17 protein-coding genes are annotated in these 22,299 nt (G+C 60.7%); 12 read left to right on the forward strand and 5 right to left on the reverse strand.

Going from position 1 to position 22,299, the window contains the following annotated elements; translation table 11 throughout:
• Positions 1 to 75: 75 nt before the first annotated feature.
• The 3 genes from JMN22_RS12565 to JMN22_RS12575 all read left to right on the forward strand — a co-directional run bounded on the left by JMN22_RS12565 (position 76) and on the right by JMN22_RS12575 (position 4,454).
• Complete coding sequence (locus JMN22_RS12565; protein WP_030138661.1) at positions 76 to 1,131, forward strand: tetratricopeptide repeat protein; 1,056 nt, start codon at positions 76 to 78, stop codon at positions 1,129 to 1,131.
• Between the two features lie 153 nt (positions 1,132 to 1,284).
• Complete coding sequence (locus tag JMN22_RS12570) at positions 1,285 to 2,787, forward strand: ATPase domain-containing protein (RefSeq protein WP_030138660.1); 1,503 nt, start codon at positions 1,285 to 1,287, stop codon at positions 2,785 to 2,787.
• Positions 2,784 to 4,454 carry a response regulator gene (locus tag JMN22_RS12575; RefSeq protein ID WP_198796942.1) on the forward strand — a complete coding sequence of 557 codons (1,671 nt, stop codon included), beginning with the start codon at positions 2,784 to 2,786 and terminating at the stop codon, positions 4,452 to 4,454. Before JMN22_RS12570 ends, JMN22_RS12575 begins: the two co-directional genes overlap by 4 nt.
• A gap of 533 nt (positions 4,455 to 4,987) precedes the next feature.
• Here the strand turns inward: JMN22_RS12575 and JMN22_RS12580 are convergent.
• From JMN22_RS12580 to JMN22_RS12600, 5 genes are read right to left on the reverse strand one after another with little or no spacing between them, the layout of a single operon-like run.
• Positions 4,988 to 5,365 (reverse strand): response regulator, encoded by a 378-nt coding sequence (locus tag JMN22_RS12580; protein ID WP_030142671.1) that lies wholly within the window; start codon positions 5,363 to 5,365, stop codon positions 4,988 to 4,990.
• Positions 5,358 to 6,623, reverse strand: coding sequence for a hybrid sensor histidine kinase/response regulator (locus JMN22_RS12585; RefSeq protein ID WP_198796943.1), 1,266 nt, complete (start codon positions 6,621 to 6,623; stop codon positions 5,358 to 5,360). The genes JMN22_RS12580 and JMN22_RS12585 overlap by 8 nt, the downstream gene beginning before the upstream one ends.
• Positions 6,624 to 6,628: 5 nt before the next feature.
• Entirely contained in the window at positions 6,629 to 7,216 is a 588-nt protein-coding gene (locus JMN22_RS12590) for a chemotaxis protein CheB (RefSeq protein WP_030142673.1), read from the reverse strand.
• On the reverse strand, positions 7,213 to 8,028 hold the full coding sequence (locus JMN22_RS12595; protein WP_030142674.1) for a CheR family methyltransferase: 816 nt from the start codon (positions 8,026 to 8,028) through the stop codon (positions 7,213 to 7,215). Before JMN22_RS12595 ends, JMN22_RS12590 begins: the two co-directional genes overlap by 4 nt.
• The gene (locus tag JMN22_RS12600) at positions 8,028 to 11,513 is read right to left on the reverse strand and encodes a response regulator (RefSeq protein ID WP_198796944.1); all 3,486 of its coding nucleotides are present in this window, start codon (positions 11,511 to 11,513) and stop codon (positions 8,028 to 8,030) included. Before JMN22_RS12600 ends, JMN22_RS12595 begins: the two co-directional genes overlap by 1 nt.
• 259 nt (positions 11,514 to 11,772) lie before the next feature.
• Here JMN22_RS12600 and JMN22_RS12605 point away from each other — a divergent pair, with 259 nt between their 5' ends.
• The 9 genes from JMN22_RS12605 (at position 11,773) to xylB (ending at position 22,295) form a co-directional block, all read left to right on the forward strand.
• Entirely contained in the window at positions 11,773 to 12,144 is a 372-nt protein-coding gene (locus tag JMN22_RS12605; RefSeq protein ID WP_030142676.1) for a response regulator, read from the forward strand.
• Positions 12,145 to 12,219: 75 nt separating this feature from the next.
• Positions 12,220 to 13,509 carry a glycosyltransferase family 4 protein gene (locus tag JMN22_RS12610; protein ID WP_198796945.1) on the forward strand — a complete coding sequence of 430 codons (1,290 nt, stop codon included), beginning with the start codon at positions 12,220 to 12,222 and terminating at the stop codon, positions 13,507 to 13,509.
• Between the two features lie 83 nt (positions 13,510 to 13,592).
• Positions 13,593 to 14,498, forward strand: a complete 906-nt coding sequence (locus JMN22_RS12615; RefSeq protein WP_030142678.1) for an AraC family transcriptional regulator — start codon at positions 13,593 to 13,595, stop codon at positions 14,496 to 14,498.
• A 332-nt stretch (positions 14,499 to 14,830) separates the two neighbouring features.
• Positions 14,831 to 16,141 carry an ABC transporter substrate-binding protein gene (locus JMN22_RS12620; protein WP_198796946.1) on the forward strand — a complete coding sequence of 437 codons (1,311 nt, stop codon included), beginning with the start codon at positions 14,831 to 14,833 and terminating at the stop codon, positions 16,139 to 16,141.
• Between the two features lie 145 nt (positions 16,142 to 16,286).
• Positions 16,287 to 17,219: a carbohydrate ABC transporter permease gene (locus JMN22_RS12625; protein ID WP_030142680.1), complete on the forward strand. Its 933-nt coding sequence runs from the start codon at positions 16,287 to 16,289 to the stop codon at positions 17,217 to 17,219.
• 10 nt (positions 17,220 to 17,229) lie between these two features.
• The gene (locus JMN22_RS12630) at positions 17,230 to 18,060 is read left to right on the forward strand and encodes a carbohydrate ABC transporter permease (protein ID WP_030142681.1); all 831 of its coding nucleotides are present in this window, start codon (positions 17,230 to 17,232) and stop codon (positions 18,058 to 18,060) included.
• A gap of 39 nt (positions 18,061 to 18,099) precedes the next feature.
• Positions 18,100 to 19,203: an ABC transporter ATP-binding protein gene (locus JMN22_RS12635; protein WP_198796947.1), complete on the forward strand. Its 1,104-nt coding sequence runs from the start codon at positions 18,100 to 18,102 to the stop codon at positions 19,201 to 19,203.
• A gap of 18 nt (positions 19,204 to 19,221) precedes the next feature.
• Entirely contained in the window at positions 19,222 to 20,703 is a 1,482-nt protein-coding gene (locus JMN22_RS12640; protein WP_198796948.1) for a mannitol dehydrogenase family protein, read from the forward strand.
• Between the two features lie 104 nt (positions 20,704 to 20,807).
• Positions 20,808 to 22,295, forward strand: a complete 1,488-nt coding sequence (xylB, locus tag JMN22_RS12645; protein WP_198796949.1) for a xylulokinase — start codon at positions 20,808 to 20,810, stop codon at positions 22,293 to 22,295.
• Positions 22,296 to 22,299 lie beyond the last annotated feature (4 nt).

Below are 22,299 nucleotides of genomic sequence, written 5' to 3' on the forward strand. Positions count from 1 at the left end.
GTTACAAGGTTTGACTCAAGCCGCCGCCTGACCGAAGCTTGCGACATTTCGCGCTTCTGGTTATGGATTACCTGCATGCCTTCGTCTCGCCGCTATGTGCTTTTCAGTCTTGCCGTTGTATTGGCGATCGGTCTCGTCGCGATATGGCTGCGCAGCACCACACCGCAGATCCCCGAGGCCATCAAGCGCGGCTACAGCGAAGCCCTGGAACACGCCCGCAATGGCCAGCCTGGTGCCGCGCGAATGTTGTATCAGCAATTGGGACGGCCGGACTTGTCGCCCAAGCGCCGTGTCCGGCTGCACGCGGAACTGTCCAACTACCCAAGCCCCCAGGCGTTGAAACTGGCCCAGGCGGATCTGCAAAGCGAATCGCCGGACGTGCGCCGCGCGGCCATCGGCAGCATCGTCGGACTGGTGCCAAACGCCCAGCGCAGCCTGTTGCTAGGCCCGCTCCTGGATGACAACGAGCCGGACGTCCGATTCGCCGCCGTGAACGCATTGCTGGGCCTGTCGCCCGACGAACTGGGCCTGTATTTCGGAGCGATGCAGATCGCCGTCGATACTTGGAAGCAGGTATTGAACGACGATCCACCCTCCCCCGAATCCCTCTATCAGCTCGCCCGGCTGTATGCGCACAACGCCGAGCTGAAAAAAGCCCAGCAGGCGCTGGAACAGGTGCTGAAGTTACAACCGGGCAACCTGCCGGCGCTGGTCATGCAGGTCGACGTGCTGGACAAACAAGGCCAGGGGGAAGCTGCACGTCGATTGCTCGCCCGGGAGTTGCAAACCCAACCCGCATCGGCTTACCTGCAACATGCGCTGGGGATGTGGCTGCTGCAGCACGGCCAGAGTGAATATGCAGTGCTAGGCTTGGCGAAGGCCGTGGAACTGGAACCTGACAACAGGCAATATCGCTACGACTTGGCGACCACCCTGCACGCCGAGCAGGAAGTGGAAGCCGCGCAGAAACAACTGCAGGAAATCGTCCAGCGCAACCCCGCCGACCGCAACGCGCGGGTGTTGCTGATCAATTATTGGAAGGAAACCGGTCAGTTGCAGCACGTCCAGGTCCTGTTGGCCCAGCTGGAACAATTGAACCCTGATGACCCGGCGATACAGCAGGGTTTATAGCCAAGGAAGCGCGCTCGGAAAGTTGTGCAGCAGTACACGTTCTGTCAAAGAAAGCGGAACCGCCATCACTGTCAAAGGTCAAGTGTTCAGGCAGTTTCATTTCAGGCGCTCCCCCGCCTGCTGCCCACTTCCCTAGTCATGAGAGGGTTATTTTTGACTACATCTAACGAGTTGATCAGCGCAAAAGCCGCCACCGGTATCGAAGGACTGGACGATGTTCTTTCCGGTGGTTTGTCCCGAGGCCACGTGTTCCTCCTTGAGGGAGAACCGGGCACTGGTAAGACCACGGTCGCGTTGCACTTCCTGCTGGCCGGCGCCGAAGCCGGCGAGCGCTCGTTGTACATCACGCTGTCGGAAACCGAGCGTGAATTGCGCCAGGGCGCAGCCTCCCACGGTTGGACGTTGGATGAAAATATCCACATTTTCGAGCTGACCCCACCCGAGAGCCTGCTCAACGCCGAACACCAGCAAAGCCTGCTGTACTCCTCGGACCTGGAGCTGGGAGAAGCGACCCGGCAGATCTTCGAAGTGGTCGAGCGATTCAAGCCGACTCGAGTCGTGCTGGACAGCCTCTCGGAGATCCGTCTCCTGGCGCAAAGCTCCCTGCGCTATCGCCGACAGATCCTCGCGATCAAGCATTACTTCGTGCGCTACGACGCTACCGTGCTTCTGCTCGATGACCTGACCACCGAGTCCCTCGACAAGACCGTGCACAGCGTGGCTCACGGTGTCATCCGCCTCGAAGAACTGACCCCGAACTACGGTGCCGAACGACGCCGACTCCGGGTGGTGAAATACCGCGGGCAGAAATACCGGGGCGGCTACCATGACTTCACGATCATGGGCGACGGCGTGCATGTCTTCCCTCGCCTGGTGGCCGCCGAACATCGAGGCCAATACGTTCGCCAACAACTCTCCAGCGGCATCGCGGAAATGGACGCCCTCTTGGGTGGCGGTATCGAGACCGGCTCAAGCACGCTGATCCTGGGCCCGGCCGGTACCGGCAAATCATTGATTTCCCTTATCTTCGCAGCGGCGGCAGTACATCGCGGCGAAAAAGCCGCGCTGTTCATTTTCGATGAAGAGCTGGGTTTGCTGTTCGAGCGGATGAAGAATATCGGCATCGACCTGCTGGAGCTGCAAAAGACCGGCAACTTGCTGATCGAGCAAGTCGACGCCGCCGAGCTGTCTCCCGGTGAGTTCTCCCATCGGGTACGGCGTTGCGTCAATGACGCGAACATCAAGACCGTCGTCATCGACAGCATCAACGGCTACCAGGCCGCCATGCCGGAAGAAAACGCCCTGGTCCTGCACATGCATGAGCTGCTGCTTTACCTGAACCGCAAGGGCGCGGCGACGTTCATGACGGTTGCGCAGCACGGGTTGGTAGGCGACATGCAGGCGCCGGTGGATATCACCTACCTGGCCGACACCGTCATCCTGTTGCGCTACTTCGAGGCGCTGGGCAAGGTTCGCCGAGCGGTTTCCATCATCAAGAAACGGACCGGCAGCCATGAATCGACGATTCGTGAATACCGCATCAGCAAGCTGGGGATGACCATTGGCGAGCCGCTGGAAGCATTCCAGGGTGTATTGCGTGGAGTACCGACTTATATGGGAGCGGATAATCCGCTGCTCGAGGATGATTCCCAGTGACGTCGGCCGAACCCTTGTTCGAGCGGGCGCTGATTCTCGCGCCGCTGGGACGGGACAGCCAGATTGCCCTGATGATTCTCAAGGAAGCCGGTTTCAGCGGCCTTGTCTGCAGTCACTTGGGACATTTGTGTGAGGAATTGGAGCACGGCGCAGGCCTGCTGGTGATTTCCTCGGAGGCCCTGGTCGGGCCGGACCTGGAAACCCTGTTCCAGTACATCGAACAGCAACCGGCCTGGTCCGATCTGCCCATCGTCCTGCTGACGCATCATGGCGGACCGGAGCAAAACCCGGTGGCACGCATCGGCACCCAGTTGGGCAACGTGACGTTCCTGGAACGGCCCTTCCACCCGGTGACGCTGGTCAGCCTGGTCACCACGGCCTTGCGCGGGCGTCGAAGGCAATATGACGCACGGGACCGCCTGATCGACCTCAGCAACAGTGAGCTGCGCCTGCAGAACACCCTTGAAACCCTTGAGCAGCAAGTCGAGGAGCGCACCGCCCAATTGCGTCACAACGAGGAAGCCTTGCGCCAATCGCAGAAAATGGAAGCGGTCGGCCAGCTCACCGGCGGCATCGCCCATGACTTCAACAACATGCTCACCGGCATCATCGGCAGTCTCGAACTGCTGCGCCGACGCCTGGCCCGCGGTCGCACCGAAGACCTCGACAGCCTGATCGACCTGGGCGTGACGTCGGCGAATCGGGCGGCCGGCCTGACCCACCGACTGCTGGCATTCTCCCGGCGGCAATCGCTGGACTCCAAGGCCGTGCAGATGAATACCCTGGTGCTGTCCATGGGCGAGCTGCTGCAACGCAGCCTCAATGAGAGCATCGGCCTGGAAATGCGCCTGGACGAACAACTCTGGATCGCCGAAGCCGACCCCAACCAACTGGAAAGCGCCCTGCTCAACCTGGTCCTCAACGCCCGCGACGCCATGCCCGACGGCGGCAAACTGGTGGTGCAGACCTTCAATCAATACCTGGACACCGGCTTCACCGACGCCTATACCAACCTGGAGCCCGGTGACTACGTCGTGCTGAGCGTGCAGGACACCGGTTGCGGCATGCCCGAAGCGGTGATCAATCGTGCATTCGACCCGTTCTTCACCACCAAACCCATCGGCCAGGGCACCGGGCTGGGGCTGTCGATGATCTATGGTTTCAGCAAACAGTCACGCGGCCACGTGACCATCGACAGCGAGGTCGGCAAAGGCACGACCGTGAATCTCTACCTGCCACGCTTCATTGGCGAAGAAATAGACGAACCACCGGTCCACGCCCAACAGGCGCCTTATGCGCAAGATGGCGAAACCGTGCTGATCGTCGAGGACGACCCGGCGGTGCGTGTCCTGGTCAGCGCGGTGCTGAGCGAGTTGGGCTACGCCTTCGTCGAAGCCGGCGACGCCAACGGCGCGATGCCGATCCTGCAGTCTAGCCAGCGCATCGACCTGCTGATCAGCGACGTGGGCTTGCCTGGCATGAATGGCCGGCAACTGGCGGAAATCGGCCGCCAGATCCGCCCCGATCTCAAGGTGCTGTTCATCACCGGTTACGCTGAACACGCGGCGGTGCGCGGTGGCTTCCTGGATTCGGGCATGCAGATGATCACCAAGCCGTTTACGTTTGATCTGCTGACGGCGAAGGTGCGGGAGATGATCAAGGTTTGAGGCCGGCCGGGCTCTTTGATGATCGCGTCCCCCCCTGTGGGAGCGAGCCTGCTCGCGAAGGCGATGGAACAGTCGATAATGATGTTGGATGTGCTGGCCTCTTCGCGAGCAAGCTCGCTCCCACAGGGAATCTGGTCCACATCAGTGCTGTGGCTGCTGGAAATCCAGTGTGGAAGCGGACTTGCTTTGCTTTTGCTTTTGCTTTTGATCTTGATCTTGGCGCCCCGTAAAACCACGCTGGCCGAACGCAGGCCTTGTGGAGTGGGCATCCCGGCATGGATGCCGGGATAGCCGCGCAGGGCCATGGATGGCCCATCGCGGCGGGCCCACGGAGCAAGGCCGGAGTGAGGGCATGCCGAGCCTAGGCGAGGCACCGAGTGGTGGGGCAAAGCCTTTTTGGTTACTTTTTTGGCGTCTGAAAAAAGTGACCCGCCGTAAGGGCGGAACCGCCAGCGGCCGTTACCGCAGAAACGGATATGTACTCAATCAGCTGTTACCGCAGAAATGGCTATACGCAACCCGCACCAAAAGAACTAAGACAACATCCCCTGCATAATGCCCTGCAACACATCCAAATCAAACGGCTTGTCCAAAATCGGCGCCTTGCGCGTAATCGGACTGTCAGTCTCACGCACTTCCTGCGCATAACCACTGATGAAAATAACCTTCAAGTCCGGACGCAACCTCACCGCAGGCTCAGCAATCTGCACCCCGGAAATGCCACCGGGCAAGCGGAAGTCAGTGATCATCATGTCCAGATGAGGCTTGCTCGCCAGGATCTCGAACGCCTGCTCACCGTTTTCGGCTTGCAACACCCGATAACCCTCGCCGGACAAGTAGGCCGACAGCACCATCAGGATCGATGGGTCATCCTCGACGATCAGTACAACGTCTTGCGCATCTTCACTCATGAGAAGCCTTTGTTGGATCAATAGCTGCTGATACGACCTTGGGGTCGCTCAGAGGTTGCGTCCGTTCGCCAGTTTTCTGAAAAGGCAGACAAACGCGGAATAACGCCCCTTCGTTGAGGCGACTATTGACCGTGATGATACCGCCGTGGGCGGTGACGATCTGCTCGGAGATGAACAGCCCCAACCCCAGGCCCGTCGCGGCAGCCTTGGATGACACCCGTTCGAATTGCTGGAAAATGCGCGCCTGGTTCTCTTCGCTGATGCCGATGCCATGGTCCTGGACTTCGACGCAGGCATGATCGGGCGTCTGGTAGACCCGCACCTCGATCGGACTCTTGCTGCCATAGCGCAACGCGTTGGTCAAAAGGTTCGAAACCACCTGCTCGATGCGAAACTCATCCCAATGCCCTTCCACCGATGATTCGGCGGTACAGGTCACCGTGCATTCGGCGGCGGCGATCTGCGGCTGGAAGTTATGCAGCAGGTTCTGCACCAGCGCCGTCAAGTTGAAGCGAGTCGGACGGATGGACAGTTTGCCGGTGCGAATCCGCGACACGTCCAGCATGTCTTCGATCAAGCGGATCAGGCTCTTGATCTGGCGCTCGTCACGCTCGACCATCGCCTTCACCTTGTCCAGGGTGAACGCCGCGGCGTTGTCCCGGGCCAGGTGCATCTTGCGCAACTGCGTTTCCAGGATCAGCCCGTTGAGCGGCGTACGCACCTCATGGGCGACGATCGACATGAAGTCGTCACGCATGCGCACCGCCTGTTCGAGCTCGCTGCGGGTGGCTTGCAGTTGCTGAAGCAGTTGCTCCTGCTCCCGACGGCTCTGCTCGAGGGCAATCACCTGCTCCTTCATCGCCTTGCGCTGGCGATAAAGCTCGACGAATACGTTGACCTTGCTTTTGACCGCATGGTTGTCCAGTGGCTTGTGCAGGAAATCCACCGCGCCATTCTCGTAGCCAGTGAAGGCGTAGTTGCGCTCGCGGCCGGCGGCGCTGACGAAGATGATCGGGATACTGCGGGTCTTTTCCGTGCCGCGCATCAGCTCGGCCAGTTCGAAACCGTTCATGCCCGGCATCTGTACGTCGATGATTGCCAGGGCAAAATCATGTTGCAACAGCAGGGACAATGCTTCGTCCGCCGACAACGCTTTATAGACCTGACGGTCGTCGCGTTTGATCAACGCTTCCAGGGCCAACAGATTCTCAGGCAGATCATCGACGATCAGCAGTTTGGCTTGAATATCTCTTGGCATGTGATTCATTCCAGGCCGGCCAGCAATTGGCCGATGCCCTGCAAAGTGAGGATGTGGTCGGGCTCGTGCAAGGTAAGTGCCGCTTCGGGCATGGTTGGGACCTGCGCCTCCTCCGGGTCCTGGACAACCGTGATGCCACCCAGCGCCTTGACCTTGGCCAGGCCCCGTGCACCATCGCTATTGGCACCGGTCAGCACGACTGCCAGCAAATGACCGCCATAGACATCGGCGGCCGACTCGAACAACACATCAATGGAGGGGCGAGAGTGGTGCACCGGTTCTTCCAGGCTCAAGGACAGGCTACGGTCAGCCTCGATCGACAGGTGATAACCGGGCGTCGCAACGTATAAGGTTCCGGGCACGATGTCCTGTTTGTCCCGGGCTTCCTCCACCGGTACCGCGAGGCGATGACCGAATACTTGGGCCAGTTGGCTATGACGCTCGTCCGGCAGATGCAACACCACCAGGATTGGCAAGCTGAACCCTGGGCGCAATCGGCTGAACACTTTCAGCAGCGCTTCGACGCCGCCGGCAGACGCGCCGACGACAATGGCCTCGATCGCGGGCCTGGACCTGTCCGTCATTGATTTCATAACTTGCGATAGATCCGTTCCTGTTTGACCAACGGTTCAAATTGCTTGCCAAACACCGAAAAATCCAGCGTTTCCTTGCTGCCCAACACCAGGAAACCACGATGGCAGAGGGATTCGTGGAACAAGCCGAAGGCACGATCTTGCAGTTTTTTATTGAAATATATCAATACGTTACGACAGGAAATTAACTGTGTTTCCGAGAAAACGCTATCGGTCGCCAGGCTGTGGTCGGCAAACGTCACGTTCTGGCACAAGGTTTTATCGAACATGGCGTAATCGTAGGCGGCGGTGTAGTAATCGGCAAATGACTGCCGGCCTCCCGCCCGCTGATAGTTTTGCGTGTAGGCCCTGACGTTTTCCAAGGAGAAAATGCCTTGCTTGGCCTTTTCCAACGACCGCGGATTGATGTCCGTCGCGTAGATGAGCGTGCGCTCCAGCAGCCCCTCCTCGCGCAGCAGGATCGCCATGGAGTAGACCTCTTCCCCGGTGCTGCAGCCGGCGATCCAGATCTTGATCGAGGGATAGGTCTTGAGCAGCGGCACCACTTCCTCGCGGATCGCCAGGAAATGCGAGGGGTCGCGGAACATCTCGCTGACGGGAATCGTCAGCAGTTGCAGCAATTGCATGAAGGCCCCCGGATCATGCAGCACCCGCTCCTGCAGCGCCGAGATGGTCTTGCAATCGAACTGGCTCAACGCATGCAGGACCCGGCGCTTGATGGAAGCGCCGGAGTAATCACGGAAGTCGTAGCTGTACTTCAGGTAGATCGCTTCGATCAACAGACGAAGTTCAATGTCAGTGTTACGTTCCACTAAATTCTTTCCATATTCGGCAACCACACGCGAATCAGTGAAAACAGGCGATCCAGGTCGATCGGCTTGGCCAGGTAATCGTTGGAGCCGGCCGCCAGGCACCGCTCCTGGTCATCTTTCATGGCCTTGGCCGTCACCGCGATGATGGGCAGTTTCTGCCAGCGTGGGTCCTTGCGGATCAGCGTGGTGGCTTCAAAGCCATCCATCTCGGGCATCATCACGTCCATCAGCACCAGGTCGATGTCCTCGACTTCATTCAGGCGTTCGATCGCCTCGTAGCCGTTACGACCGATGACCACGATCGCGCCTTTCGCCTCCAGGGCGCTGGTCAGGGCAAAGATGTTGCGCACATCGTCATCCACCAACAGCACCTTGCGGCCTTCGAAAACCTTGTCGCGGCTGCGGGCAGTCTGAAGCATCCGCTGCCGTTCATGTGACAGCCTGGATTCGACTTTGTGCAGAAAGAGTGTCACTTCGTCCAGCAGGCGCTCCGGCGAACGTGCGCCCTTGATGATGATCGAGCGCGAATACTTGCGCAGCTCGGCTTCTTCATCGCGCGTCAGGTTGCGCCCGGTGTAGACGATCACGGGCGGGAACGAACAGATCTCTTCGGTGGACATGCGCTTGAGCAGATCGTTACCGAGCATGTCTGGCAGCTTGAGGTCGATGATCATGCAGTCATAGACGTTGTCGCGCAGCAGATCCAGGGCTTGCTGGGCGAGGCCGACGGCGGTGATCTCGATGTCTTCGTCGCCGATCAGGCGAGTAATGCTGTCGCGCTGCAGGTCATCGTCTTCCACCAGCAGCACCCGCTTGACCTTCTGGGTCAGCTTGGCCTCCAGGCGCGCGAACACGTCCTTGAGCTCCTCGCGGGTGGTCGGCTTGACGGCGTAACCGATGGCGCCCATGTGCATCGCGGCTTCGACGCGGTCCTCGACGGAAATGACATGCACCGGGATGTGCCGGGTGGCAGCCTGTTCCTTGAGACGTTGCAGCACCGTCAGCCCGGAATGGTCCGGCAGGCGCATGTCCAGCAGGATCGCGTCGGGGCTGAGCCGTGAGGCCAGGTCAAACCCTTCGTCGGCACCGTGGGCCACCAGGCATTGATAGCCGAGCTCGTGGGCCAGGTCGAACAGGATCCGGGCAAACTTGGGCTCGTCTTCGATGACCAGGATGCAACGGCTGTCGAAAGGCGCCTTCTCGCGGTCATCAGCGAATTGCGGGACAGGCGCCTCCACCTCGGCGACCAACGGCGCCGGCGCGGGTGCGGGCGCCTGGACCGGTGTCGGCGACGCTGCCGGCGGGCTGAACGTCATCGGCGCGATAGGGTGGTCCCCGGGTTCAACGTAGCGCCCAGGCATTGCCAGCGTGAACTCACTGCCCTGCCCTGGCGCGCTGGTCACCGAGATGGAACCGCCCAACAAAATCGCCAGGTCCCGGGAAATCGACAGCCCCAGCCCCGTGCCGCCGTAACGGCGATTGGTGGTGCCGTCGGCCTGGCGGAACGCCTCGAAGATGCTCTGCTGCTGGTCGGCGGCGATACCAATCCCCGAGTCGCGGACCATGAACGCGATGCCGCCACCCGGCTGGCCCGCCACGTTGAGCCGGACAGAGCCGTGTTCGGTGAACTTCACCGCATTCGACAACAGGTTCTTGAGCACCTGTTCCAGGCGCTGGCGATCGGTGTACAGCATCGCCGGCGCATCGGGCTGCACCTGCACGTCGAAGTCCAGGCCTTTCTCCCTCGCCAACGGCGTGAACAGATCGCGCAGCCCTTCCACCAGGCGCGCAACGCCGGTGTTTTCCGGGCGCACCTCCAGCTTTCCGGCCTCGACCTTGGAGATATCGAGAATGTCGTTGATCAGATTCAGCAGGTCATTGCCGGCGGAGTAGATCGACTCAGCGAACTTGACCTGCTCTTCGCTGAGGTTCTTGTGGGGGTTTTCCGCCAGCAACTTGGACAAGATCAACGAGCTGTTCAGCGGGGTGCGCAGTTCATGGGACATGTTGGCCAGGAACTCGGACTTGTACTTGCTCGAACGCTGCAGCTCTTCGGCGCGCTCCTGCAACTGGATCTGGGCCAGGTTCAGCTCGCTGTTCTTCTGATCCATGGCGTCGCGCTGTTCGGCCAACTGCTCGTTGGTCTGTTCCAACTCCTGTTGCTGGGCTTCCAGGTGCGCCTGGGATTCCTTGAGGATGCGCGACTGCTCTTCCAATTCCTCGTTCGCGGTCTTGAGCTCTTCCTGCTGCACTTGCAGCTCTTCGTTCAACTGCTGGGTCTCGGCCAATACTTCTTGCAGGCGCTGGCGATAACGAGCCGCTTCGATGGAGGTGCCAATGTTGCCGGCCACCAGCTCCAGCAATTCGATGTCCCGCTCGGTCAAGGGTCGCAGGAAGCCCAACTCGACGACACCATTGATCCGGTCGTCGTCACGGGTCGGCACCACCAGCACGCAGTTGGGTCGCCCCTTGCCGAGCCCGGAACTGACTTTCAGGTAGTCGCCCGGGACATCATCAAGACGAATGACGCGGCCTTGCCGCACGGCCTGTCCGACGATGCCTTCGCCGTCGATGATGACCTGTTGCTGCTCGTCATCCTCCCGGGACATGCCGTAGGTAGCGACGCGCCGGAGGACGCCGTTTTCTTCTCGCGCATAAAGTGCCGCGACCACGGTGTCCAGGTATTGCGCGCAGAACTGCAGGATGTTGCGGCCGAGCAGGTTCAGGGTCAGTTGCCCCAGGACCTGCTCGGCCAACTGAGTCTGCCCGTTGCGCAGCCACGCTTGTTTTTCCAGGTGGGCGGCGCTCTGCTGCTGGACCTGGAGGGTCGCGCTATAGCTGCGCGACAGGTTCAACAGGTCCCGGCGACCAACGTAGGCCAATAGCCCACTGACGGCCACGACAAACAGCAAGTACAGCGAGATACTCCAGACCGTCGTGGTGCGCACTTGCTCGTTGCGCTGTGCGCGCAGTTGCTGTTCGGTTTCGACGACGTCCTCGAAGGTCTTGCGTATCTCGTCGGTCAATCGCTTGCCGCGCCCGGCCTTTACAGCGCCTCGGTAATCACCGCTGCTGCGTTGCAGATCGATCATGCTCTGGGCGTAGTTGCCCCATTCCACCTGGAGCGCCTGGATCTTGTGCAGACGGTCAGTCTGCACGGGATTGTCGGCTGTCAGTTCCAACAATGTATCCAGTGCCACCGCGATGCGCGGCTTGGCCACCTCGTAGGGATCGAGAAAGTGCTCGTCGCCGCTCAACAAATAGCCGCGCATGCCGGTTTCAAGGTCCACGCTCAGCTTCATGGCGTCGTTGACGTTGTTGAGGACCCGATCGGTGTGCCCGACCCACTGGATCACCGACAGCAGGTACGTGATCAACGCAATGAAAAACACGGCGCTGAGGGCGCCCATGCCCAGGGGCAGGCTGATATTGCGGCTCAGGAGCTTGCGAAAACTGTGCTCGTCGACCGAAGACGAAAGAGGCATTGGAAATGGCCCTGGTGAATAGTTGAAAACCGTGGAGTTTGCCCAAAAACACGGGTTGGATCCACACTTCCGACAAGTCCAGGACGCAAATACCCAGGCCGTTAGCCTGGGTCTCAAGGATGCGACTATCCTTGTCAGCTCTTGTACTATAGATCCTTTCTTGTACAAGTTCGGGAACTTGTGCCGCCTCGCGACTTACTCAAGCATACGGCCGGTTCTTTACCATGCCCTCCCGATTCCATCTTCCGAGAAGTCTATTATGTCCGTCCCCGCTCCTGTCACCCCTCCCACCATTCTGGTAGTCGAAGACGACAGCATCGTGCGCATGTTGATTGTCGATGTGCTGGAAGAGCTGGAATACAAGGTGTTGGAGGCAGAAGGTTGCGAAGAGGCGCTGGCGCTGTTGAAAGATACGGACCGCTCCATCGATCTGATGATGACCGACGTCAACATGCCGATCATGGACGGTCGCGAACTCGCCAAAGAAGCACGCAGCGTACGCCCCGGCCTTCCTATCCTGTTCGCCAGCGGCTACGCCGAAAGCATCGACGTGCCGGAAGGCATGAACGTGATTGGCAAACCGTTCTCCATTGATCAATTGCGCGACAAGGTCAAAAGGATTCTTTCTTGAGCCCAGGCGCATTCTTGGTCACTATCGGCGCCCCGCGCGCCGACTGCGCCTGAAACGCTCCAAGGATTACCCGCCATGCCTCACCCCACCACCAAAGTCCTGGTTATCGGCTATGTCTGGCCCGAGCCACGCTCATCGGCGGCGGGTGGGCATGTCATGCAACTGCTGGAAGCCTTTGTCGGACAAGGCTGGGACATCACCTTCAGCAGCCCCGCCAAGCCCGGTGAAAACCGCGCCGACCTGATCGGCCTGGGCATCCGGGAAGTACCGATCGAGCTCAACAACAGCAGTTTCGACGCTTTCATCAACGAGCTGGCGCCAGATATCGTCCTGTTCGATCAGTTCATGATGGAAGAACAGTTTGGCTGGCGGGTGGAAAAACACTGCCCCGACGCCCTGCGAGTGCTGGAAACATCGGACTTGCAGAGCCTGCGTCATGCCCGGCATCAGCGCCTGAAGGATCGCTTGAAAGTCGACGAGGCCTGCCAGGATTTCCGCGATCTGTTCGCCCCGGCCCTGCGCGAGGAGTTCGAGCTGATGGCCGACACTGACATGGCCAAGCGTGAGATCGCCGCCCTGTTGCGTTGCGACTTGAACCTGATGGTCTCCGAATTCGAGATCGAGCTGCTGGTTGAACACTTCAAGGTGCCCCGCGAGTTGCTGCTCTGGTGTCCGTTGATGCTGGACCTGCCCACCGAACCGTTCGTGCCCTTCGATGATCGGGCGCATTTCCTCAGCATCGGCAATTTCCGCCACGCACCGAACTGGGACGCCGTGCTCTGGATGAAAAACGCAGTGTGGCCATTGATTCGCCAACGGTTGCCCGGCGCCCAGCTGCATCTCTACGGCGCCTACACGCCGCCCAAGGCCGCAGCGCTGCACAACCCGACCCAGGGCTTTCATATCATGAACTGGGCCGAGGATGCCTTGCAGGTCATGTCCGCGGCGCGTATCTGCCTGGCGCCGCTGCGTTTCGGCGCCGGCATCAAGGGCAAGCTGATCGAAGCCATGCTCTGCGGCACACCCAGCGTCACCACGCCCATCGGCGCCGAAGCCATGCATGGCGCAATGCCCTGGCCCGGTGAGATCGCACAGAGCGCCGAGGACATCGCCAACGCCGCCGTGCAGTTGTATACCGACCCGGCCCGCTGGGCCCATGCCCAAGAGGCGGGGCTGGCCTTGCTGGCGGAGCGTTTCCGTCGGCAGGTCCACGCTCCTGCGCTGATCGACAGCCTCAACGCCTGCCGCGCCGACCTGGCACGACGCCGCCGGGACAACTTCCTCGGCAGCATGCTGCGCCACCATCAGCACAAGAGCACCCAGTACATGTCCCAATGGATCGAGGAAAAGAACCGCAACAGCTGAGCCAGCCTTCGTTCGCCAGGGCTGGAACCCGGACGGCGAAGGGGGCATTATCCAGCGGCGATAACAACAAAAGCGCCAGGCACATGACCCGCACAGCCAGAGTCACCGACCCTTCCTACGAGTTGATGGACGATCATAACGGCCTGTCCATCATCTACCGCCAGCACGGTTTCCCCTGCCCGCTGGTACGCTGGCATTTCCACAAGGAATACGAGCTGCACCTGATCGTCGCGAGTTCGGGCAAGGTCTTCATCGGCGATTACATCGGCAACTTTTCCCCTCAGTCGCTGTTCCTCACCGGCCCCAACCTGCCCCACAACTGGATCAGCCAGGTGGAGGAGGATGAAGTGGTGCCCAAGCGTGACATGCTGGTGAATTTCACCGATGAGCTGTTCGAAAGCGGCAACCAGGTATTTGCCGAACTCAAGACCCTGGCGCCGCTGCTGGAACGGGCCCAATACGGCATCGAGTTCCGCTGCAAGCGCACCGTCCGCCAGGCGATGATACTCATGCAGCGCATTGCCGATTCCCAGGGCATGAGCCGACTGGGCTATTTTTTCATCCTCATGGAATTGCTGGCGAGCTGCGACGACTACCAACTGCTTTCAGGCGCCACCTCCACGCAGGCGGCGGACGAGCACAGCATTGACCGTACCAACCGCGCGGTGGATTACATTTTCGCCCACTACGCCCGCGAATTACCCCTGGAGGAAGTGGCCGAGCACCTGGGCATGAAACCCACCTATTTCAGCCGGGTTTTCAAGCAAGCCACCGGGCGCTGCTTCATCGAATTCGTCAATCGCCTGCGCATCAGCAAATCCTGCGAGCTGCTGGCCGATGGCGACAAACCGGTGACGGACGTGTGCTTTGAATCGGGTTTCAACAATATTTCCAATTTCAACCGGCGCTTCCAGCAACTCAAGGGCATGACCCCTTCTCATTACCGGCGGCTGGCGGTGCAACGGTTGACCGAGCAGAACCAGGGCTGAACACCCTGGGACAGCTCCCGTGGCGAGGGGATTTAGCGAAACGTCGCACCGCCCCGCTGGGCTGCGCAGCAGCCCCATGTATGTCTGCCAGTGCGTTGTATCAGACAGGACTCGGGGGCCGCTTCGCGCCCCAGCGGGGATAAATCCCCTCGCCACAATTCCCATCACCACAAAACTATCCAGTGCAAAAAAGTATCAGTAAAAGTGTGACGGATGATTTGTCACACCGTTCATTGAGGGCTGTAATCAGCGCACATTCTTCCACTCATCCGGAAGACACAAAAACAATAACTGTCCTTCTGCAGCCCGTGGGCGCGGAAAAGGAGTGCGCGATGAAACCTTCGGTAAAAGCTCTGCTTGTCTCCACCTGCATGACCCTCAGCAGCGTCAGTTTCGGCGCACAAACCCTGACCATTGCCACCGTCAACAACAGCGACATGATCCGCATGCAAAAGCTCTCGAAGACCTTCGAGGCCGAGCACCCGGACATCAAGCTGAACTGGGTGGTGCTCGAAGAAAACGTCCTGCGCCAGCGCCTGACCACCGACATCGCCACCCAGGGCGGGCAATTCGACGTGCTGACCATTGGCATGTACGAAGCTGCACTCTGGGGCGCCAAGGGCTGGTTGGAACCCATGAAAGACCTGCCGGCTTCCTACGACCTAGAGGACGTCTTCCCTTCCGTGCGCGATGGCTTGTCGGTCAAAGGCTCGCTGTACGCCCTGCCGTTCTACGCCGAGAGCTCGATCACTTACTACCGCACCGACCTCTTCAAGGACGCCGGGCTGACCATGCCCGAACACCCGACCTGGAGCCAGATCGGTGAGTTCGCAGAAAAACTCACCGACAAATCCAAGGAGCAATACGGCTTGTGCCTGCGAGGCAAGGCCGGTTGGGGCGAGAACATGGCGCTGATCACCACCCTCGCCAACGGCTTTGGTGCGCGCTGGTTCGATGAGAAGTGGCAGCCGCAGTTCAATGGACCCGAGTGGAAGGATGCGCTGAACTTCTACGTCGACAACATGAAGAAATCCGGCCCGCCGGGCGCGTCCAGCAACGGTTTCAACGAGAACTTGGCGCTGTTCAACAGCGGCAAGTGCGCGGTCTGGGTCGATGCCAGCGTCGCCGGTTCGTTCGTGACCGACAAGACCCAGAGCAAGGTGGCCGATCACGTTGGGTTCACCTTCGCGCCCCACGAGAAAACCGACAAGGGCACCTCGTGGATGTACTCCTGGTCCCTGGCAATTCCGACCAGCTCCAAAGCCAAGGATGCGGCCAAGGTCTTCACCACTTGGGCAACGTCCAAGGAGTACGGTCAGTTGGTCGCCAAGACCGACGGCATTGCCAACGTCCCACCGGGTACCCGCACCTCGACCTACAGCGACGAATACATGAAGGCCGCACCGTTTGCCAAGGTGACGCTGGAATCGTTGAAAGTTGCTGACCCGAAAGCCCCGACCCTCAAGCCCGTGCCCTACATCGGCATCCAGTTGGTGACCATCCCCGAGTTCCAGGCCATCGGCACCCAGGTGGGCAAGTTCTTCTCGGGCGCGCTGACCGGCCAGCAGACCGTGGACCAGGCCTTGACCGCCGCGCAGTCCACCACTGAACGCGAGATGAAGCGCGCTGGGTATCCCAAGTAATCCGCTTTTCGCCTTTATGTGGGAGCGAGCTTGCTCGCGATGAGTTCGGCACAATCAACATTTTTGTTGCCTGACGCTCCGCCATCGCGAGCAAGCTCGCTCCCACAGTGGATTTTCGTAGGCCTGTCTAAATCGGTTCAATGCCATGAATACTTCAACAACGACAGTCAAAGCCCCCATCGAAATAGCCCCGCCAGCCCGCAAGATCCGCCTGGCCAACCCCGGCTGGTTCCTGGTCAGCCCTTCGGTCGCCTTGTTGCTGCTGTGGATGATCGTGCCGCTGGGCATGACCGTCTATTTCTCGATGATCCGCTACAACCTGCTCTATCCCGGCGAAAACGAATTCGTCGGGCTGGAGAACTTCACTTATTTCCTGACCGACTCGGGGTTCATGCCCGGCGCCACCAATACGTTGCTGCTGGTGGGCAGCGTGCTGTTGATCAGCATCGTCCTCGGCGTACTGATCAGTGCGCTGCTGGAAGCCAGTGAATTCTTCGGTCGCGGCATCGTCCGTGTGCTGCTGATCTCGCCGTTCTTCATCATGCCAACCGTCGGCGCGCTGATCTGGAAAAACCTGATTTTCCATCCGGTCTCCGGGATCCTCGCCTCGGTGTGGAAGCTCTTCGGTGCGCAGCCGGTGGACTGGCTGGCCCATTACCCGCTGCTGTCGATCATTATCATCGTGTCGTGGCAATGGCTGCCGTTCGCGATCCTGATCCTGATGACCGCCATGCAGTCTCTCGACCAGGAACAGAAAGAAGCCGCCCGCCTCGACGGTGCCGGCCCCATAGCGATTTTCTGGCACCTGACCCTGCCGCACCTGGCCCGCCCGATTGCCGTGGTGGTGATGATCGAGACCATTTTCCTGCTGTCGGTGTTCGCCGAAATCTTCACCACCACCAACGGCGGCCCCGGCTACGCCTCCACTAACCTCGCCTACTTGATCTACAACCAGGCGCTGGTGCAGTTCGACGTCGGCATGGCGTCGGCCGGTGGCCTGATCGCCGTGGTGATCGCCAACATCGCTGCCATCATCCTGGTCCGGATGATCGGCAAAAACCTCACCGACAAGCATTGAGGCCGTCGCCATGACTCTTCAACAATCCCGTCGCCTGCAAAGCCTGCTGTTGGGCACGCTGGCTTGGGCCATCGCGATCGTGATCTTCTTTCCGATCTTCTGGATGGTGCTGACCAGTTTCAAGACCGAAATCGACGCCTTCGCCACGCCGCCGCAGTTCATTTTCGCGCCGACGCTGGAGAACTACCTGCACATCAACGAGCGCAGCAACTACTTCAGCTTCGCCTGGAACTCGGTGGTGATTTCCTTCAGCGCCACCGCCCTTTGCCTGCTGATCGCGGTGCCGGCGGCCTACTCCATGGCGTTCTATGAAACCCAGCGCACCAAAGGCACCCTGCTGTGGATGCTCTCCACCAAGATGCTGCCACCGGTGGGCGTGCTGATGCCGATCTACTTGCTCGCCAAGCAGTTTGGCCTGCTGGACACCCGGATTGCGCTGATCATCATCTACACGCTGATCAACCTGCCGATCGTGGTCTGGATGATTTACACCTACTTCAAGGACATCCCGCGCGACATCCTCGAAGCTGCGCGCCTGGACGGTGCCACCCTGTGGCAGGAAATGGTCCGCGTGCTGCTGCCGATTGCCAAGGGCGGCCTGGCCTCCACCGTGTTGCTTTCGCTGATCCTGTGCTGGAACGAGGCGTTCTGGTCGCTGAACCTCACCTCCTCCAAGGCCGCGCCGCTGACGGCGTTGATCGCCTCGTATTCCAGCCCGGAAGGTTTGTTCTGGGCCAAGTTGTCCGCCGTCTCGACCCTGGCCTGCGCGCCGATCCTGATTTTCGGCTGGATCAGCCAGAAACAGCTGGTGCGCGGTTTGTCCTTCGGCGCGGTGAAGTAACGCGCCCTATACCATTATCAGAAGTGGAGGCCCATCATCATGGCCAACCTGAAAATCAAGAATCTGCAAAAAGGCTTCGAAGGATTTTCCATCATCAAGGGCATCGACCTTGAGGTGAACGACCGTGAATTCGTGGTCTTTGTCGGCCCATCGGGCTGCGGCAAGTCCACGTTGCTGCGGCTGATTGCCGGCCTGGAAGAGGTCAGCGACGGCACCATCGAACTGGACGGCCGCGACATCACCGAAGTCAGCCCGGCCAAGCGCGACCTGGCGATGGTGTTCCAGACCTACGCCTTGTACCCGCACATGAGCGTGCGCAAGAACATGTCCTTCGCCCTCGATCTGGCCGGCGTGCCCAAGGCCGACGTCGAGAAGAAGGTCAACGAAGCGGCGCGCATCCTCGAACTGGGGCCGATGCTGGAGCGCAAGCCCAAGCAACTGTCAGGTGGTCAGCGCCAGCGCGTGGCGATCGGCCGGGCCATCGTGCGCAATCCGAAGATTTTCCTGTTCGACGAGCCGTTGTCCAACCTCGACGCCGCCCTGCGGGTGCAGATGCGCCTGGAACTGGCGCGCCTGCACAAGGAACTGCAAGCGACGATGATCTACGTGACCCACGACCAGGTCGAAGCCATGACCCTGGCCGACAAGGTAGTGGTGCTCAACGGCGGGCGCATCGAACAGGTCGGCTCGCCGCTGGAGCTGTACCACCAGCCCGCCAATCTGTTCGTCGCCGGGTTCCTCGGCACGCCGAAGATGGGTTTTCTCAAGGGCAAGGTCACTGCTCTGGACAGCCAGGGTTGTGAAGTGCTGCTGGATGCCGGCACGCGCATCAACCTGCCGCGCAGTGGCGCCAACCTGAGCGTTGGCGGTGCCGTGACCCTCGGCATCCGCCCTGAACACCTGAACCTGGCCCAGCCGGGCGACTGCACGCTACGCGTCACCGCCGATGTCAGCGAGCGCCTGGGCAGCGACACCTTCTGCCACGTCGTCACCGCGTCCGGCGAAGCCTTGACCATGCGGGTGCGTGGCGACCTGGCGAGCCGTTTCGGCGAGCAACTGGACCTGCACCTGGACGCCGAACACTGCCACTTATTCGATGCCGAGGGCGTTGCGGTTTCCCGCGCGCTGCGCGCCGCCGCCTGATTGCCGAGATTTTTTGCGATGAAACTCAACCGACAGAACCTGCACAACCTCAACGCCGAGGTCGTCCTGCCCGCCTACAACCTGGGCGACCGTCGCCAAGGCATCGCCCACATCGGCGTCGGCGGTTTCCACCGGGCGCACCAGGCGTACTACACCGATGCGCTGATGAACACTGGAGAAGGTCTCGACTGGGCCATTTGCGGCGTAGGCCTGCGCGCCGAAGATCGCCGCGCCCGGGATGACCTGGCCGGCCAGGACTACCTGTTCACCCTGTATGAATTGGGCGACACCGACGACACCGAAGTCCGCGTGATCGGCGCCATCACCGACATGCTGCTGGCCGAAGACGGCGCCCAGGCGCTGATCGACAAACTGGCCGACCCGCAGATTCGCATCGTCTCGCTGACCATCACCGAGGGTGGCTATTGCATCGACGACAGCAACGGCGAGTTCATGGCCCATCTGCCGCAGATCCAGCACGACCTGAGCCACCCCGACGAACCGAAAACCGTGTTCGGCTTTCTTTGCGCCGCCCTGGCCAAGCGTCGCGCGGCGGGCATCCCGGCGTTCACCCTGATGTCTTGCGACAACCTGCCCCACAACGGCGCCGTCGCGCGCAAGGCACTGCTCGCCTTTGCCGCGTTGCGCGACCCTGGGTTGCAGCAATGGATCGGCCAGAACGTGGGTTTTCCCAACGCCATGGTCGATCGCATCACCCCGATGACCAGCAGCGCCCATCGTCTGCAATTGCATGACGAGCACGGCGTCGATGACGCTTGGCCGGTGGTCTGCGAACCGTTCGTGCAGTGGGTATTGGAAGACAAGTTCGTCAACGGTCGCCCGGCCTGGGAGAAAGTCGGCGTGCAGTTCACCGACGACGTATCGCCCTATGAAGAGATGAAGATCAAGCTGCTCAACGGCAGCCACCTCGCCCTGACCTACCTGGGCTTCCTCAAGGGCTATCGCTTCGTCCACGAAACCATGAATGACCCGCTGTTCGTGCGCTATATCCGCGCCTACATGGACCTGGATGTCACGCCGCAACTGGCGCCCGTGCCCGGCATCGACCTGACGGAATACAAGGACACCCTGGTGGAGCGCTTCTCGAACCAGGCCATCGCCGACCAGCTGGAACGGGTCTGTTCGGACGGTTCGTCGAAATTCCCGAAATTCACCGTACCGACGATCAATCGGCTGATTGCCGACGGGGGCGAGACCCGCCGTGCCGCACTGGTCGTCGCGGCCTGGGCCGTGTACCTGAAGGGCGTGGATGAAAATGGCACAACCTATTCGATTCCCGACCCACGGGCGGCGTTCTGCCAGGCGCTGGTGGCCGACGATGTGCTGGTGACCCAGCGGATGCTGGACGTGGAAGAAATTTTTGGCACGGCGATTCCCCGTTCACCCGAATTCGTGGCAGCCTTCGAGTGGTGCTGCAACAGCTTGCGCGAGCATGGGGTGACGAGAACGCTTGAGCGAGTGCTGGCTGACACAAACTGATCTCGACGCGATCCGCTTTTGTGGCGAGGGAGCTTGCTCCCTCGCCACAGGTAAAGCCGTTAACCGCAGGTTCTGTGTTTTGCTCTTTTGACCCGAGGATTTCCATGGCAAACCAACAATTGTTCCTGGGTATCGACTGCGGCACCCAAGGCACCAAGGCGCTGATCCTCGATGCGATCAGCGGCGAGGTACTCGGCCAGGGCGCCGCTGGCCACAGCATGATCAGCGGTGCCAACGGTCGCCGTGAACAGGACACCCAGCAGTGGCTCGACGCTTTCACCCAGGCGACTCATCAGGCCTTGAATGCCGCCGGGGTCGATGGAAACGCGATCCTTGGCATCGGGGTGTCCGGCCAACAGCACGGGCTGGTGCTGCTGGATGACCAAGGCGAGGTGCTGCGCCCGGCCAAGTTGTGGTGCGACACCGAGACCACGGCGGAAAACGACCGTCTGTTGGCGCACCTCGGCGGCGAAGGCGGCGCCCTTGAACGCCTCGGCGTGGTCATCGCGCCCGGCTACACCGTGTCCAAACTGCTGTGGACCCAAGAGCAGCATCCGCAAATTTTCGACCGTATCGCCAGCGTCCTGTTGCCCCACGATTACCTCAATTACTGGCTCACCGGCCGCCATTGCAGCGAATACGGCGACGCCTCGGGCACCGGCTATTTCAACGTGCGCACCCGCCAATGGGACATGGAACTGCTACGGCATATCGACCCCAGCGGCCGGCTGCAATCGGCGCTGCCCGAACTGATCGAGGCTCACCAGCCTGTCGGCAGGATCCTGCCCGAAATCGCCACGCACCTGGGCCTCAACCCCGAAGCCGTGGTGTCCAGCGGTGGCGGTGACAACATGATGGGCGCCATCGGCACCGGCAACATCCAGCCCGGCGTCATCACCATGAGCCTCGGCTCCTCCGGCACCGTGTATGCCTATGCAGCGGATCCCACCGTCAGCCCGCAGGCGTCGGTGGCAACGTTCTGTTCTTCGAGCGGCGGCTGGTTGCCGCTGATCTGCACCATGAACCTGACCAATGCCACCGGGGCCGTGCGCGAGCTGCTGGAATTGGATATCGATAGCTTCAACACCCTGGTGACCCAGGCACCGATCGGCGCCGAGGGCGTCTGCATGCTGCCATTTCTCAATGGCGAGCGCGTCCCCGCCCTGCCCCATGCCACCGGCAGCCTCCTGGGCCTGACGACCACCAACCTGACCCGGGCCAATCTGTGCCGCGCAGTCGTCGAGGGCACGACCTTCGGCCTGCGCTATGGCCTCGACCTGCTACGCGCCAACGGGCTCAAGGCCGAGAGCATCCGCCTGATCGGCGGTGGCTCGAAGAGTGCGGTATGGCGGCAGATCGTCGCCGACATCATGGACACCACGGTCATCTGCACCGAGCAGAGCGAGGCGGCCGCCCTCGGCGGCGCGATCCAGGCGGCGTGGTGTCATGGCAATGCGCAAGAATCCCTGGCTGAGTTGTGCCAGCGCTGCGTCAAGCTCGATCCGGCCAGCGAAACCCGGCCCGTCACCGAACATGTCACGGCGTCGCAACACGCCTACGAACGTTACCGGCAACACGTCGCAACCCTTTGAGAGC

It is taken from the genome of Pseudomonas sp. HB05 (assembly GCF_016756915.1).
In the GTDB taxonomy this organism is placed as follows: Bacteria; Pseudomonadota; Gammaproteobacteria; order Pseudomonadales; family Pseudomonadaceae; genus Aquipseudomonas; species Aquipseudomonas alvandae.